The sequence below is a fragment of the Chryseobacterium sp. 14P4.3.2 genome, from assembly GCF_057799275.1.
Map to the genome: position 1 here is coordinate 376,325 of NZ_JBYOKO010000002.1, position 15,801 is coordinate 392,125.

Annotated in this window: 13 protein-coding genes; 11 read left to right on the forward strand and 2 right to left on the reverse strand. The window is 36.8% G+C overall.

Annotated elements, in window-relative coordinates:
• On the reverse strand, positions 1 to 1,947 hold the full coding sequence (gene glgB, locus AC27VX_RS05340) for a 1,4-alpha-glucan branching protein GlgB (protein WP_488694241.1): 1,947 nt from the start codon (positions 1,945 to 1,947) through the stop codon (positions 1 to 3).
• 195 nt (positions 1,948 to 2,142) lie between these two features.
• Between glgB and AC27VX_RS05345 the strand changes: the two genes are divergently transcribed.
• From AC27VX_RS05345 to AC27VX_RS05395, 11 genes are all read left to right on the forward strand, one after another.
• The gene (locus AC27VX_RS05345) at positions 2,143 to 3,264 is read left to right on the forward strand and encodes an alpha/beta hydrolase-fold protein (RefSeq protein ID WP_488694243.1); all 1,122 of its coding nucleotides are present in this window, start codon (positions 2,143 to 2,145) and stop codon (positions 3,262 to 3,264) included.
• An 81-nt stretch (positions 3,265 to 3,345) separates the two neighbouring features.
• Entirely contained in the window at positions 3,346 to 4,761 is a 1,416-nt protein-coding gene (locus AC27VX_RS05350) for a M17 family metallopeptidase (protein ID WP_300687580.1), read from the forward strand.
• A gap of 141 nt (positions 4,762 to 4,902) precedes the next feature.
• On the forward strand, positions 4,903 to 6,117 hold the full coding sequence (locus AC27VX_RS05355) for an ATP-grasp domain-containing protein (protein ID WP_488694245.1): 1,215 nt from the start codon (positions 4,903 to 4,905) through the stop codon (positions 6,115 to 6,117).
• A gap of 4 nt (positions 6,118 to 6,121) precedes the next feature.
• Complete coding sequence (locus AC27VX_RS05360) at positions 6,122 to 6,373, forward strand: hypothetical protein (RefSeq protein ID WP_488694247.1); 252 nt, start codon at positions 6,122 to 6,124, stop codon at positions 6,371 to 6,373.
• Between the two features lie 51 nt (positions 6,374 to 6,424).
• Complete coding sequence (locus AC27VX_RS05365; RefSeq protein WP_488694249.1) at positions 6,425 to 7,138, forward strand: alpha/beta hydrolase-fold protein; 714 nt, start codon at positions 6,425 to 6,427, stop codon at positions 7,136 to 7,138.
• A gap of 177 nt (positions 7,139 to 7,315) precedes the next feature.
• Positions 7,316 to 8,269, forward strand: a complete 954-nt coding sequence (locus tag AC27VX_RS05370) for an ATP-grasp domain-containing protein (protein WP_488694251.1) — start codon at positions 7,316 to 7,318, stop codon at positions 8,267 to 8,269.
• 28 nt (positions 8,270 to 8,297) lie between these two features.
• Positions 8,298 to 9,416: a carboxylate-amine ligase gene (locus AC27VX_RS05375; RefSeq protein ID WP_236854577.1), complete on the forward strand. Its 1,119-nt coding sequence runs from the start codon at positions 8,298 to 8,300 to the stop codon at positions 9,414 to 9,416.
• Between the two features lie 33 nt (positions 9,417 to 9,449).
• Positions 9,450 to 10,283 carry a type 1 glutamine amidotransferase gene (locus AC27VX_RS05380; RefSeq protein ID WP_488694253.1) on the forward strand — a complete coding sequence of 278 codons (834 nt, stop codon included), beginning with the start codon at positions 9,450 to 9,452 and terminating at the stop codon, positions 10,281 to 10,283.
• A gap of 79 nt (positions 10,284 to 10,362) precedes the next feature.
• Positions 10,363 to 11,541, forward strand: coding sequence for a hypothetical protein (locus AC27VX_RS05385; RefSeq protein WP_488694255.1), 1,179 nt, complete (start codon positions 10,363 to 10,365; stop codon positions 11,539 to 11,541).
• A gap of 661 nt (positions 11,542 to 12,202) precedes the next feature.
• Positions 12,203 to 12,529 carry a hypothetical protein gene (locus AC27VX_RS05390; protein WP_488694257.1) on the forward strand — a complete coding sequence of 109 codons (327 nt, stop codon included), beginning with the start codon at positions 12,203 to 12,205 and terminating at the stop codon, positions 12,527 to 12,529.
• Positions 12,530 to 12,565: 36 nt separating this feature from the next.
• Positions 12,566 to 13,015 (forward strand): hypothetical protein, encoded by a 450-nt coding sequence (locus tag AC27VX_RS05395; RefSeq protein WP_488694259.1) that lies wholly within the window; start codon positions 12,566 to 12,568, stop codon positions 13,013 to 13,015.
• Between the two features lie 74 nt (positions 13,016 to 13,089).
• On the opposite strand, the gene cphA is transcribed toward AC27VX_RS05395, so the two are convergent.
• Positions 13,090 to 15,720 carry a cyanophycin synthetase gene (gene cphA / locus AC27VX_RS05400; RefSeq protein ID WP_236854583.1) on the reverse strand — a complete coding sequence of 877 codons (2,631 nt, stop codon included), beginning with the start codon at positions 15,718 to 15,720 and terminating at the stop codon, positions 13,090 to 13,092.
• Positions 15,721 to 15,801: the final 81 nt, after the last annotated feature.

The window sequence follows — 15,801 nt, forward strand, 5'->3', positions numbered from 1 at the left end:
TTATCTCTTATGTTTAATTCTGTGTAATTTATATTTTTTATCTTTCTTCTGCCTTAAAATAACTCCTGCTAAAGGGGGCAGCTTGATAGTCATTGATTTCTGATGGCCTCTCCATTCTTCATATTTCTCCTCTACTATTTCAGGCTGGACACCGCTTCCACTGTATTTTTCATCATCAGAGCTAAGAATAACCTCCCAGTGTGTACCGGCAGGAATTCCGATTTTATAATCCATTATCTTAGGCTCAAGATTCAGCGCAATCATCATTACATCATCTCTTCTCTTGCCCTTCCTAAGGTATATATAGACTGAGTTTTCCAGATCATCTGCTTCCACCCACTCAAAACCACTCTTATCAAATTGATTTTCATAAAGGGCACATTCTGATCTGTACAGATGATTCAGTTCTTTTACAAGCTCCTGTAATCCTTTATGAACCGGATATTTCAATAAATGCCAATCGAGGCTTTTGGTAAAATCCCACTCACTGGTCTGCCCGAATTCGTCACCCATAAAAAGCAGTTTTGCTCCCGGATGGGTAAACATGTAGACATACAGAGCACGGAGATTGGCAAATTTCTGCCACTCGTCGCCCTTCATTTTATAGATTAAACTCGCTTTTCCATGGACCACTTCATCATGGGACAGGGGCATCATATAATTTTCGTTATACATATACATGGAAGCGAACGTAAGCTTATGATGATGGAATTTACGGTTAGAAAAATCTTCTTTAAAATAATCCAGTGTATCATGCATCCAGCCCATCATCCATTTCATTCCAAAACCTACCCCTCCGTCATGAACAGGTTTCGTAAGCATGGGGAAGTCAGAGCTTTCTTCCGCAATTGTTATAATACTGTTTCCAAACTCTTTGTAAACAGCGGTATTAAATTCCTGTAGAAAAGCTTTAGCTTCCAGGTTCACATTTTCACCATATATATTAGGGTCCCATTCCCCTTCGTTTCTTGAATAATCTAAATGAAGCATGGATGTTACCGCATCTACACGCAGTCCGTCAGCATGATACCGATCCAGCCAGAACATGGCATTTGAAATCAGGAAAGATTTCACTTCATTTCTTCCATAATTGAAAATATGCGATTTCCAATCCGGATGAAACCCTTTTTTTGGGTCCGGATGTTCATATAAATGAGATCCGTCAAAACGATACAGTCCATTCGCATCTCCGGGAAAGTGAGAGGGTACCCAATCTAAAAGAACTCCTATTCCGTTTTTATGAAGTTCATCAATAAGATACATAAGATCCTGAGGTGAACCAAAACGTGAAGTTGCCGCATAAAATCCCGTAATCTGATATCCCCAGCTGGGATCATATGGATATTCCATTATTGGCATAAACTCTACGTGGGTAAATCCCATTTCCATTATATAGGGAACTAATTTTCTTGCAATATCCCGATAATTTAAAAACCGGTCCGGCTGCTCTTCTTCTCTTACCCATGACCCCAGATGCAGTTCATAAACAGAGACAGGCGCTTCCAAACTATTATTTTTCCAGCGGTTTGCCATCCATTCCTGATCATTCCATTCATACCAGGTAGTGGACACTAATGAAGCAGCCTGAATATTCTGCTCCCAGCTTAAAGCATACGGGTCGCTTTTTTCCAGAATTTCACCTCTGGGTGTTTCGATCGCATATTTATATAGCGTACCCCAGCTTAACCCCTCAATAAATCCTTCCCAGATACCTGATTCGTCCCATCTCGGAAATAAAATATGATCTTTATGATTCCAGTTATTAAAATTTCCGATTACTGACACTTTCGTTGCATTAGGTGCCCATACTGAAAAATAAATTCCTTTTACCCCTTCTTTTACCACTGAATGTGCTCCAAATTTACCATACAGCTTATAATGCCTGCCTTCTTTGAAAAGGTACACATCATGATCAGTGAAAAGCGTATAGGTTTTAACAGAATTCATCAAGCTCGGTTTATATTTTTTTTGAAACTACGAAAAATACTGATAACAGGGATTAATTATTCTTCAAATAATTGTCAAGTCAGTTTCTCCTTTTGTATTCCTATCAAATATATCATTTTTTAACCCATATTTTTATGATTTCAAAACAATCTTTTTTTTATAAATTTAACCGCAATATTTTATTAAACACATACGATGAGGTTTGAACTTTATACAGAAGAAAAAGACGACAGACCGGTATTTATTACCGGGAATTTCAACAACTGGAACCCCAAAAACTATGCCTTTCAGCTTACAAAAGTGGATTCATTCAATTATTTTATAGAAATTGAAGATCAGATTCTTGCTACAGAAATTGAATATAAGTTTACCAAAGGAGGCTGGGAGAACGTAGAACTGGATAAGCATGGAAAGATTACTCCCAACCGGAAAGTGAAAAAATCAGATTCCAAAATTTCGGATACTGTTGAAAAATGGAGGTTAAACTGGGGGCCCTTCAAAGAAGAATATTTTCCCACAGCAGAGGTTATATCTGAAAAATTTTATATTCCGCAGCTTGACCGTTACCGTAAAGTCTGGGCGCTTTTACCCTATGACTATCATACCACAGACAAACGATATCCTGTTTTATACCTTCAGGATGCCCAGAATCTGTTCAATGAAGGAAGTGGTTTCGGGAACTGGGAGATTGATAAAAAACTTTCTATTCTTGCTGAATATGGCCGTGGCGACGTTATCATCATTGCCATAGAGCACGGCAGCGAAGACAGAATAAAAGAATATATTTTCGACAATGATAATATTGCCAACGGCTCTGAAGGGAAAAAATATATCCGCTTTATCACAGATACTCTAAAACCGTTTGTTGATGAAAACTACAGAACCAGGAAAGACCGTGAGAACACAGGAATCGGAGGCAGTTCTTTAGGGGCGCTGATCAGCATATACAGCGGTTTTCTTTATCCTGAAGTATATTCAAAATTATTGATATTCTCTCCTTCTTTATGGGCAGAACCTAACAACAACTTTCCGATGATGAATTTCCGGGTTCCTTTTAAAATAAAAATTTATCTATATGGCGGCGGACAGGAAGGATCCAAAATGGTAAAAAGAATTCACATTTTTGAAGAATATATGAAAAGGTGGGAAAAGAAAAATCTTTTTGATTTTGAGTTCAGAACGAGCATCAATCCTGAGGGAACCCACAATGAGTTCTATTGGTCACAGGAATTCCCAAGGGCTATTGAATGGCTCTTCTATGACAATACTGAAAACCCTGTGGAAGTAAAGCCACAACAACAAAGCATTAAAAATTAGGACTATGAAATCACCAGTGCAAAATATCCTACAAAATAGAAGGTGATTGTATACAAACCTTAGATAAAAAATAGATCCATTATGAAATTAATTAATAAAAAAGACAAAAATTACACTCAGGTTTTTCACATATTCACGGAGGAAGAATGGGCGAAAACAAGTAAAAATTTCAATAAAAATATTTCTACTTTTTTTACGGGAAAGAAGTATGAGGTTTTCATTAATGCCCATGAAGAAGGTATTACCTATTTTATTGGATTAGGAAAGTCGGGGTTACAGAATTTCGAAATCCAACAGGTTGCTGTAAAGTTTTCACAGACTCAAAAAGAAAAAATACAGACAGTTCCTACTTTATTTCTGGCAGATTTTATGAATGAAAAACAATTCGAAGAATTTGCCAAGGGATTATTGACCGGAACTTACCATTATCCATTTCAAAAAAGCCACGCTTTCTGGGATGCAAAATTTGAAATACACTTTGAAAATCTGAGCCAGAAAAAACTTGATCATATTAGTCAAAAAGCGGAAGCGTTAAGCAATGGACAGACTGCGTGTCAGGACTGGCTTAATAAACCTGCCAACCTTAAGAAACCCGACATTTTCAATGTATATCTTAAAAATTTGGCCAAAAAGCATGAATTAAAGTATACCGTTTTCAACAGGAAAAAATGTGAAGAATTGGGACTAGGTGCTTACCTTTCTGTAAATCAAGGAAGTGCTTATGATGCAGCGTTCACTATTTTAGAATATAAAACCACTGTTAAAAATGCGAAGACCTTTGGATTGGTTGGGAAATGTGTGTTATTTGATACTGGCGGTATATCGTTGAAAAATTCAGCTAATCTGCATTATATGAAATCTGATATGGGAGGTGCTACAGCGGTTCTGGGAACACTGATCTATGCAGCTGAGATGAAGTTACCAGTCAATATCATAGCTATTCTGCCTGTCACAGATAATGCAATATCAGAAAAAGCACTGCTTCCAAGTGATGTCATCACAGCTTATAACGGAAAGACCATTGAGGTACTCGACACGGATGCTGAAGGACGACTGATCCTGGCTGACGGACTCTCTTATCTTTCTAAAAACTACAAAACGGATTACCTTATTGATCTTGCTACTTTAACGGGAAGTTCGGTGAGAATGTTTGGAGATACTTGCGGAGCCCTATTTTCCAATAGTGAAGAATTAAAAAATATATTATTAAAAACGGGAGATCATACCAATCAAAGATTATGGAATCTGCCTTTATGGGATGTTTGGAAAGATGATATTCAATCTGATGTGGCTGATCTTAAAAACATCTCTATGAAACCCATAGGAGACTGTATTATTGCTGCAAAATTTTTAGAACAATTCATTGAAAACCATTCTAAATGGGCTCATTTGGACATTGCTGGAGTAGCCTTTGGAAAGGTGGGATATGCCAAAGAAAAAGCAGCAACAGGTTTTGGAGTTCAGTTGCTCGTGGATTTAATTGAAAATTATCACTAAAAATTAGTTTTTTTCAAAAAAACTCTGTATACTTGATTAGTAGATTTTCAAAAACGCATGGTATATTAGTTTTCAATATTAATAAAACAAAATATAAACGCTTTTATTTTTGAATATTTACTAAAACTAAAAAAACATTATATGGAGAAGAAAACTATTGTATGTATTTCGTGCTACTACAAAGGCTACGATTTTATGGACGAAATGAAGACACTCGGTAATAAAATCATCTTAGTAACATCTGAAAACCTTAAAGAAAAAAACTGGCCCTTGCATGCTATTGATGAAGTTTTTTATATGCCGGAACTAAAACCGTCTGTATGGAATCTTGAACATCTTATCCAGGGATTTTCACACCTCATGAAAACCAGGAAAGTAGATGCTGTAGTGGCACTTGATGATTATGATGTGGAAAAAGCAGCATTAATCAGGGAAACATTCCGCATTCCCGGAATGGGACAGACCACTCACCGCTATTTCAGGGATAAGCTGGCAATGCGACAAAAGGCTAAAGATTCAGGCATCAGTGTTCCGGAATTTACAGCAGTATTTAATGATGATGAAGTTAATGAGTTTATATCCCGGGTACCGGCACCATGGGTACTGAAACCCCGTTCAGAAGCTTCAGCATCAGGAATCAGGAAGATTACAACCAAGGAACAACTTCATGAAGCTCTAGAAGTTCTTGGAGAAGAACGACACCTTTTTTTATTGGAAAGCTTTAAGCCCGGGAATGTTTATCATGTAGACAGTCTTACCTTTAATAAGGAAATTGTATTCACTTCAGCCTCCAGGTATCTGTCCCCTCCTATGCAGGTTTCGCATGAGGGAGGTGTATTCAGGTCAAAAACCCTTGGAAGATATTCTGATGAATTCAAGGCACTGGAAGAAATGAATTCCAAAGTACTTTCGAATTTCGGTCTTCTTAACGGAGCTACCCATACAGAATTTATCCGGGGACAAGAAGATGGCCAATGGTATTTCCTTGAAACCTCATCAAGAGTAGGTGGTGCCCATATTCCAGATCTTGTGGAAGCATCAAGCGGAATCAATATATGGCGAGAATGGGCTAAAATAGAGGATGCTCTTCTCAGAGGTAAAAGCTACAGGGTTTCACCACCTACAGGATACTATTCCGGGCTGATTGTTGCTCTGATTAAAGATAAAGAACCCGATTACAGCGATTTCCAATGTGAAGAAATTGTAAAGTTCCTCCCAATAGACTATCATGTGGGAATTGTTTACAAATCCAGTGATGCAGATATGATACAGAAAAGGCTGGACACTGCTGCAGAAATTATTCATGCAGAAATGCTGAACATTCTGCCGCCTAAAAGCAGTAAGTTAACTTCATAAGATTATGAATAAGGAGATTGACATTAAGAATATTATTAAATTCTTAAAATATAATCTACCCGACAAATCTCTCATAAGAAGTAATTTAGACCAAATAAATCCCGGAAAATGGGAAAGCAAAACCTATTATAAATTCGTCGATTCTACCAGTGCCAATCAGTTGGGTTCAGGATTAATATTTAAAGAGAATATCATTCCGGAACATCCGGCGTTATATACTATAGTATTGGACATTATTGGACATGACCAACTTTGAGGAATCGAGTTTATGACATTATAACCTCAATATTAAAAATCAACAAGAAAAATGCCTCATATAGAACACACAGATTATTATTCGAATATATTAGGAATAAGCCTTAAAGTGGAGGTAACAGGGCATTATGGCCATCCTATTATTATGTTTCCAACTTCACAGGGGCAATATACCCAGAATCATGATTTTCATCTTAACGGAAGTATCAATTGGTATATAGAACAGGGAAAGGTAAAACTTTATAATATTCAGACGATTGACGGCTGGAGTTTTTATGATGAAAAAATAACACCTCAGCAAAGAATAAGAAATTATGAACGCTATGTACAGTTTTTGATTCAGGAGTTTATCCCTTACATTCAGAAACTCCATAAAGAGCATCGTGTAGCAGTTGCCGGGGCCAGTTTCGGAGGTTATCATGCAGCCAATTTCGCATTCAGGTTTCCAGATGTGGTTTCCCATTTGTTCTGCCTTTCAGGAGCGTTCAGTATCCGAAACTTTATGGACGGCTATTCTGATGAACTGGTCTACTTTAACTGTCCCAGAGAGTTTGTACGGAATGATGATGCCTGGAAATACAAACATATGCATATTGTATTAAGTACTTCTGATCAGGATATCTGCAAAGATAAGAATATTGAAATGGCTGAAATTTTAAAAGCAAAAGGCATTGATTTCTGGTATGACGAAAGAAAATGGATCGGTCATGACTGGCCATTATGGAGAATGGTGTTTCCAACATTTATAGGAGCCTATTTCTCTTAATACAGTTTTTCAGATCTCTTTTTATACTTAAGTTTTAAAAATATCTGATGATCAAGAAATTACAGGTAAATACATAACAATTTCTTTTCACATACATCGGGAATCGCAAGATATAATGATAGGGAAGAAAGATTTTATTTATTATAAAAGTATACGCCAATTTAAAAAACAAAAATTATGACAAAAAAAGTAGGAATTTTATTCGGTATGGAAGATACGTTTCCCTGGGCATTTATTGATAAAGTAAATGAGCTGGGTGGCGGAGATATTCTAGCGGAGCCTGTAACCATTGACAAACTGGAACAGGGAGCAGATTATGGCTATGCTGTAATCATTGACAGAATTTCGCAGGATGTTCCCTTTTACAGAGCTTATCTGAAGAATGCAGCACTTAATGGTACTTATGTGATCAATAATCCTTTCTGGTGGAGTGCTGATGAGAAATTTTTTAACAATGCACTGATGTCTAAGCTAGGAATTCCTCTTCCTAAGACTGTTTTGCTACCGTCCTATGAAAGACCGGACAATACGTCGGAAACTTCATTCAGGAATCTGAAATTCCCCCATGACTGGGAGTATATATTCGAGCATATTGGTTTTCCGGCTTACATGAAACCCCATGACGGAGGTGGGTGGAAAAGTGTTTACAGGGTAGAGAACCCAGATGATCTTTGGAATAAATTAGGAGAAACAGAACAGCTGGTAATGATGGTTCAGGAAGAGATTGTCTTTGATGACTATTACAGGGTATACTGCCTTGGCAGAAAATACGTCCACATCATGCCTTATGAGCCCAGAAATGAACCCCATCTAAGATACGCCACTACTCATCAGACAGAGGGGAAAGAGCTTGAAAAATTGTTGAAAACCATTCATGATTATACGATTACAATGAATGAGGCTCTTGGATATGATTTCAACACCGTGGAGTTTGCTGTAAGAGATGGTATTCCTTATGCTATCGACTTCTGTAACCCCGCTCCTGATGCAGACAGAAATTCTGTAGGAGAGGAAAATTTCGCATGGATCATAGAACATGCTGCCAAACTGGCTGTAGAAAAAGCTAAAGAATATGTTCCGGGGAAACCTAATATTGAATGGGGGACTTTTGTGAAAAATTCCATAAAATAATATTGAAAAAAATAAAAAACACAAGAAAATGCATCAGTTTACTATTGGAATTGAAGAAGAATATCAGATCATTGATGTTGACAGCAGAGATCTTGTTTCTCACGTTTCAAAAATCATTGAAGGTGGAAAAGCTGTTTTAAGTGAAAATTTAAAACACGAAATGCATGAATCCATGATTGAAATGGAAACAGGCATCTGCCAGAATATTCAGGAGGCCAGAGCAGAATTAACGAGTTTAAGAAGACATCTTATCAATACTGCTCATGAACAGGGACTTCGTGTTTCCGGAGGGGGTACACATCCTTTTTCGCATTGGTCTGACAATACGATCACCCAGGGGGAAAGATATGTGAAAATTGTAGATGATATGGGAGATGTAGCCCGGGAAAATCTTATTTTTGGACTTCATGTACACATCGGGATCCCAAATCGTGAAGAAGGGGTTAGAATTCAGAATGTAATGCGCTATTTTCTGCCTCATGTGTATGCCCTTTCTACTAACTCGCCATTTTGGATCGGAAGATATACCGGCTTCAAATCCTACAGACAGGAAATTTTCGTAAAATTTCCGAGAACCGGTATTCCGAGTTATTTTAATTCTCTGGCAGAATTTGACAGCTATGTTGATCTTCTGGTGAAGACCGGAACCATTGACAATGCCAAGAAAATATGGTGGGATCTGCGGGTTCACCCATTCTACCCTACTATTGAATTCAGAATCTGCGATATGCCTTTAAGGATTGACGAAACAGTATGTCTAGCAGCCATCATGCAGAGTCTGGTGGCAAAGATCTATAAGCTGCATCAGCAGAATCTGAGTTTCAGAAGCTACAGAAGGCTGCTGCTGAATGAAAATAAATGGCGTGCTTCCAAAAGTGGTATTGAAGCTCATTTGATTGATTTTGGAAAAGAGGAATCAGTTCCTTATCCATATTTATTAAAAGAACTGCTAGAGTTTATTGATGATGTGGTAGATGATTTAGGTTGCCGTCATGAGGTAGAATATGCCTGGAAAATTCTGGAAAACGGAACCGGAGCAGACCGACAGCTTCAGATCTTTAAGGAAACAGGCGATCTTACAAAAGTTGTAGATTATATGATTTCTGAAACAGAATATGGCATCACCCATGGGGAAACTGCTTCATAATATTTTTGGTAACTTTACAAAAAATATGATGTAATGAAAGATATTCGAATTGCCCTTCTGGACATGAATAACAACCATGTCAATCAAGGCTTTAGAAACATTAAAGAAATTTCTGAAGCTTTTCAGAAGAGCTCTGAAGAAAACGTTACCATCAAGACGTTTGATGTAAGGTTTAAAGATGAAATGCCGGAGATTACAGACTTTGATATTTTTATTTCTTCGGGCGGACCGGGAACTCCTCACAGAGAAGGTCTTGCCTGGGAAGACAGATTTGCTGATTTTTTGAATGCTGTTTTTGAGCATAATCAGCATAGTGATGATAAAAAATATCTATTTCTGATCTGTCACTCATTCCAACTGGCAAGCATTCACTGGCAGTTAGGCAATATCTGTAAAAGAAAATCCTACTCTTTCGGCGTAATGCCTGTTCACAAAACAAAGGAAGGCAAAGAAGAGTTTTTATTTAAAAATCTTAAAGATCCATTCTATGCAGTAGACTCCAGAGCCTATCAGTTTATTGAGCCGGATCATGACCGTTTGGAAGAACTTGGAATGACCATAATGGCTATTGAGAAGTTCCGCCCTCATATTAATCTCGAAAGAGCAGTGATGGCTGTTCGTTTCTCAGATGAAATATTCGGAACCCAGTTTCACCCTGAAGCCAACCCTGAGTCTCTGATTGAAAATCTGAAAGATGATAAAAACAGAGAAGCGATGATTGAAAACTTTGGAATGGAAAAATATCTTGAAACGATGGACAGAATAGATGATGAAGATAAAATCATCCTGACCAGAAATCAGATTCTTCCAAAATTCCTTCAGTTTGCAAAAAAAAACATTTTGAAAGAAATTGAGTCTTTGGCTTAGCAAACCACTATTTCTTTCAATTACAATACTGAAATCGGGCAGAAATGCTCGATTTTTTAACATCACAAAAGAAAAAAATATGATCCCAAAATACAGACAACAGTTTAATCAGGAATTTTCACAGGAAAAATATCAGAAGCTTAAAGATCTTCTAACCCAAAAAGGAGGTATAGAACCTACTTTCAGAGTTTCAGAAAGTCCTATTTTTCTGACTAAAGAATTTCAAAACAAACTTATTGATGCCAGCGAGAGTATCATCAGCCAGATTAAAGCTATTCCGGCTGAAATTCTTCAGAATGCGATCCCTGAAAACTGCAAAGTGCCCAACGATACAGCCCAGCCTCACTTTTTTACCATCGATTTTGGAGTTTGTAAAAGTAAAAACGGAGAAATTGAGCCGCAGCTTATAGAACTTCAGGCTTTTCCTTCATTATATGCTTTCCAAAAGGTATATGAAGAGACTTTCTGTGAGGTTTATCCTTTTCTTTCAGAAATCAGAAATCCCATGGCTCCTGAAATTTTCAAAAAACTTTTAAGAGAACTGATCGTAGGGGATGAAAATCCTGAAAATGTAATCCTGCTTGAAATCTTCCCGGAAAAACAGAAAACAGCTATTGATTTTGCTTTAACAGAGCAATTATTAGGAATAAAAACAGTCTGCCTGACAAAGGTAAAGAAAACGGGCAAAAAGCTTTATTATGATAACAATGGAAAACTGATAGAAATTAAAAGAATCTACAATAGAGTTATTTTTGATGAGCTGGATCGTATTCCTGATCTTACTACTGAATTTAATTTCCGTGATGAGGTTGATGTAAAGTGGATTACCCATCCGAACTGGTTCTTTAAAATATCAAAGTTTCTTTTACCTTTATTACATCATCAATTCGTCCCGAAAAGCTATTTTCTACATGAGTTTCCGGAACATGAAAATCTTGAAAATTTTGTTTTAAAACCTCTATTTTCATTTGCAGGAAGCGGTGTTAATTTAAATCCGACTCAGGAAATTACAGCTGCTATTGAGGATAAAGAAAATTATATTCTGCAGAGAAAGGTAAACTATGAACCTATTTTTGAAGATATCAATGGTGAATATTCAAAAGCTGAGATCCGTTTGTTGTATATTTGGCGGGAAAATGATGAACATCCTATCCTATTGGAAAATCTTAGCAGAATGACTAAGGCAGCGATGGTAAATGTAGATTTCAATAAGAAAGATGCCATCTGGATTGGAAGTTCTAATGCATTTTTTGGATAAAATAATTTTAAAACTAATATACATGAAAGAAAGCTCAGCAACTTTCAAAGAATTTGACAGTAACAACAGGGTAACAAGAAGAAGAGATCTATTACCTGTATGGATAAAATTTTCTTATGGATCTTTTTAATTGGAGGCCCAATAGCCGCTATTTTATTAATCTTAGACCCTTTTCTCAACCATACCAACCTATCTATATATGGAATTAACGCCCATCATCCTTATTCAATGACAGAACTTTTGATATTACTATTTATTTACAAAGGCATTGTGACCTACGACTTTAGTTTGAACAAAAATGCCCCCCAAGCGCTATCATTGATGCAATAATAGGCATTGTCATTTGCTTTATTATGATGGCAATTATCCCTTTTACTATCCCCAATATCAACTTTACACTGAGATTAGAACTTATCCCGTTGCATTTTCACCTTATAAAAATGCAATAAAGAAAATCTGGGAAAATTCTTAACAAACAAAAACCTCCAAAATTCTGGAGGTTTTGTTTTTTCTTATTGTTCTTTCATTAATTCCTGATCTATCATAATCAATTATTTATCAGTACTTCTTTTTCTATTTTTTTAAAAAATCACAACCAGAAAAAGTATAGGAAATTATCGTTAAACCAATACCTGCAAAGGTTTCTAAAACTCCATTAATTGTGATTTATTTCAAAAACAAAAGCTATTTATTGTATATTTGCCGCGGAAAAGTTACTACTCCCAATGGTACAGTTTATGCTCTGGTAGTAACAAATCCTGCCGCTATGAATCAATTTCTACAAAATTATCCTTATACACAAGTTCCAGGGTTTGCTCCAAATTTTCCGCTTCCATTGCGAGATGAATGGGCTGAATTTGATGGAAATAGAGAAATGTCATTATCTTATATTCTGGATAAATATAATGCCGGAATGGCTTTATTAAAAAGAGATAGTAACAGTAATTTTAAGAAAATTAATGTGGGTACAAAAACAAAGCCTGATTGAACTAAAGCAAATACCCAAACACCATGCCCTTAAATTATGAAAAACATATTCAATTTTTTTTTACTAATAACTTTAAGTTTCTTTTTTAAAATGAATGCGCAGGAAAAAATATATTCAAAACACAGTATAGGAAAGTTTGAAGTCAACAAAAATTATTACAAAGGTAAAAAAGTCAAAGATTTACTGAAGGATTTAAAGTTAGATATTCAACTTTTAATCATAGGAGGTGGCACCCATGAAGAAAATAATTTTATTGCAATAAGATTTATTGACAATACAACGAATCCAGATATAAATGCTAAATCAGCGAAAATCACACTCTTTATCAAAGAACGTGATGAACAAACTAACAAATTATTTTTTAATGATTCATCTTTCAAGAGAATTAAAAGAGATAATGTGAAGTATAAATCCAATGAAGATTTATTAAGAGTATATGAAAATCTTACTATTTTAGACATTTATGCTAGTTCTGAAAAAAACTAAATTGAATTTAGTTTTTTAGATAAAGCATCGGCGGAACCTTTGGTTCCGCCGATGCTTTTTATGATTATATATCTTTATAAATTCTTATTATCTTCCAGCAGCTCTCTTGCTTGATATTCCTGTACCAGATCAATGGCATTAGAGATCACATCGCTCAAAGCCGTGATAAAAGTTCCTTCTTCAGCCATTCCCATAGCATGCTTTAGGGCTTCAATTTCTTTAGGGATAATTTCATAGCTTACATCTTTGCCTGCTTCATTGATTCCGTCGATAATCAACCCGTTAATTTCTTCCTCGGTTCTTCCACGAAGATGTTTTTCATTTCGGATGATAATATAATCGAACATTCTTCCGGCAATCTTACCACATTCTCTGATATCATTATCTCTTCTGTCTCCCACGCCCGAAATAATACCTATTTTCTTGGTAGATTCAACATTTTTAAGATAATCTTCAATCGCTTCATATCCGGAAGGATTGTGAGCAAAATCGATCAGCACTTTAAAGTTTTTAAACTTAAATACATTCAGTCTTCCCGGAGTCAGTTGAGCACTTGGAATGAAAGTTCTTAAAGAGTTGGAAATATCTTCAATCCCAAATCCATACAGGTAACTGGCTAAACTGGCTGCAAGAACATTTTCAATCATAAATCGGGCCTTTCCTTCCATCGTAATCGGGAAGTCTTTGGCTTTTCCAATTCTGATTTTCCAGTCTCCTTTTTTAATGGTCACAAAACCTTCCTCATAAACGCAGGTGATTCTACCTTCTTTTGCAAACTTAACAATATGGGGATTATTTTCATCCATACTAAAGATCGCAACATTAGAATCAAGATCATTCAGAATTTTCATGGAATATTCATTGTCTGCATTCAGTACACTCCAGCCACTTTTCTTTACACTGTCCAGTACTACTCTTTTTACTTTGGTAAGGTCTTTCAGGTTATGAACATCATTCATACCCAGGTGATCTTCTTCAATATTGGTAAGAACTCCAATGTCACACTGTGAAAATCCAAGTCCGGAACGTAAAATTCCCCCTCGAGCTGTTTCAAGAACAGCAAATTCAACAGTAGGATCTTTCAAAATAAACTCTGCAGAAAGAGGCCCTGTTGTATCTCCTTTTGTAAGCATCGTATTCTGAATATAAATACCATCTGAAGTAGTGAATCCTACTCTGTAGCCATTACTCTTTACAATATGTGAAATAAGTCTTGTTGTAGTCGTTTTTCCATTGGTTCCCGTTACTGCAATAATCGGAATGGTAAAAGGCTTTCCTTGGGGATAAAGCATATCTACTACCGGTGCAGCTACATTTCTTGGCAAACCTTCACTTGGCGCCAGATGCATTCTGAACCCCGGAGCTGCATTTACTTCTATGATAGCACCTCCGCTTTCTTTCAAAGGCTGCGTCAGGTTTTCTGCCATAATATCAATACCGCAGACATCCAAGCCAATAATTTTGGATATTCTTTCAGCCATTGTAATATTTTCCGGATGTACCATGTCTGTCACATCTATTGACGTTCCTCCGGTTGAAAGATTGGCTGTTGATTTCAGATAGACCACTTCTCCCCTTTGCGGAACTGTTTCAAGTGTATAATGAAGCTTTTCAAGCAACTCTAGTGTGTCCTTATCCACATCAATCTCAGTCAGCACATTTTCATGACCGTAGCCTCTTCTTGGATCCTTGTTTTCTTTTTCAATAAGCTGCAGAAGGTTATGTTCTCCGTCCCCTACTACATGAGCAGGAACCCTTCTTGCTGCCGCCACCATTTTATTATTAATTACCAGCACACGGAAATCATAGCCCGTAATATATTTTTCAACAATTACTTTTTTCGAATATTTCTGAGCATGCTCCAATCCTATTTTAGCAGATTCCCAGTCATTAACATTAATGGAAGATCCTTTTCCGTGATTTCCATCCAAAGGTTTCAGAACTATAGGATAGTGTATCTTTTTGATTACCTGATCCAAACCTTCTTCATCCACTACCAGATCTCCTATAGGAACCGGAATAGCTGCATCATGAAGCATTCTTTTCGTGAGCTCTTTGTTACAGGCAATATCTACAGCAATAGAACTTGTCTTTCCGGTAATTGTAGCCTGAAATCTTTGCTGGTTTACACCATACCCCAGCTGCACAAGGGAATTGGTGCCCAATCTTATCCATGGAATTCTTCTGGAGGCAGCTTCCTCTACAATACTTCCGGTAGATGGTCCCAGACGCACACGCTCCCGGATCTCTTTTAATTTTTGAATACACGCGTTCAAATCATACTCATGACCTTCTATCAATGCAGCAGCGATATTCACTGCTTCTTCAGCGGCATAGATTCCTGCATTTTCTTCAAGATAATTGAATACTACATTGTACACTCCCGGAGTCTTGGTCTCCCGGGTTCTTCCAAACCCTACATCCATCCCCGCCAGGGTCTGAATTTCTAAAGCAATATGCTCAATGACATGCCCCATCCAGGTTCCTGTTTCCACTCTATGGAAAAAACCTCCTCTCACTCCTTCTGAGCATCGGTGGGTAATCAGCGAGGGTATTAATTTTTCAATCCTCTCTCTGAATCCATCGATTTTATTAGTCGGATAATTCTCCATTTCTTCGAGGTCCAGTCTCATTTGTATCAGCTTCTTTCTTCTGACACTCCAGATGTTAGGACCACGTAGTGCCTGAATCTTTTCAATTTTCATAGTCTATTGGCAATTTAACAGTTAATAATAACTACTTTTATAGCCAAAGATAATGCAAAACCCTAAACAAAACCATACCTG

Excerpts from the sequence above, each read along its gene's own strand:
- AC27VX_RS05385 (WP_488694255.1), top strand. The coding sequence starts at position 10,363 with ATGATCCCAAAATACAGACAACAGTTTAATCAGGAATTTTCACAGGAA.
- AC27VX_RS05380 (WP_488694253.1), top strand. The coding sequence starts at position 9,450 with ATGAAAGATATTCGAATTGCCCTTCTGGACATGAATAACAACCATGTC.
- AC27VX_RS05355 (WP_488694245.1), top strand. The coding sequence starts at position 4,903 with ATGGAGAAGAAAACTATTGTATGTATTTCGTGCTACTACAAAGGCTAC.
- AC27VX_RS05365 (WP_488694249.1), top strand. The coding sequence starts at position 6,425 with ATGCCTCATATAGAACACACAGATTATTATTCGAATATATTAGGAATA.
- AC27VX_RS05375 (WP_236854577.1), top strand. The coding sequence starts at position 8,298 with ATGCATCAGTTTACTATTGGAATTGAAGAAGAATATCAGATCATTGAT.
- glgB (WP_488694241.1), bottom strand. The coding sequence starts at position 1,947 with ATGAATTCTGTTAAAACCTATACGCTTTTCACTGATCATGATGTGTAC.
- AC27VX_RS05360 (WP_488694247.1), top strand. The coding sequence starts at position 6,122 with ATGAATAAGGAGATTGACATTAAGAATATTATTAAATTCTTAAAATAT.
- AC27VX_RS05395 (WP_488694259.1), top strand. The coding sequence starts at position 12,566 with ATGAAAAACATATTCAATTTTTTTTTACTAATAACTTTAAGTTTCTTT.
- AC27VX_RS05345 (WP_488694243.1), top strand. The coding sequence starts at position 2,143 with ATGAGGTTTGAACTTTATACAGAAGAAAAAGACGACAGACCGGTATTT.
- AC27VX_RS05370 (WP_488694251.1), top strand. The coding sequence starts at position 7,316 with ATGACAAAAAAAGTAGGAATTTTATTCGGTATGGAAGATACGTTTCCC.
- AC27VX_RS05350 (WP_300687580.1), top strand. The coding sequence starts at position 3,346 with ATGAAATTAATTAATAAAAAAGACAAAAATTACACTCAGGTTTTTCAC.
- cphA (WP_236854583.1), bottom strand. The coding sequence starts at position 15,720 with ATGAAAATTGAAAAGATTCAGGCACTACGTGGTCCTAACATCTGGAGT.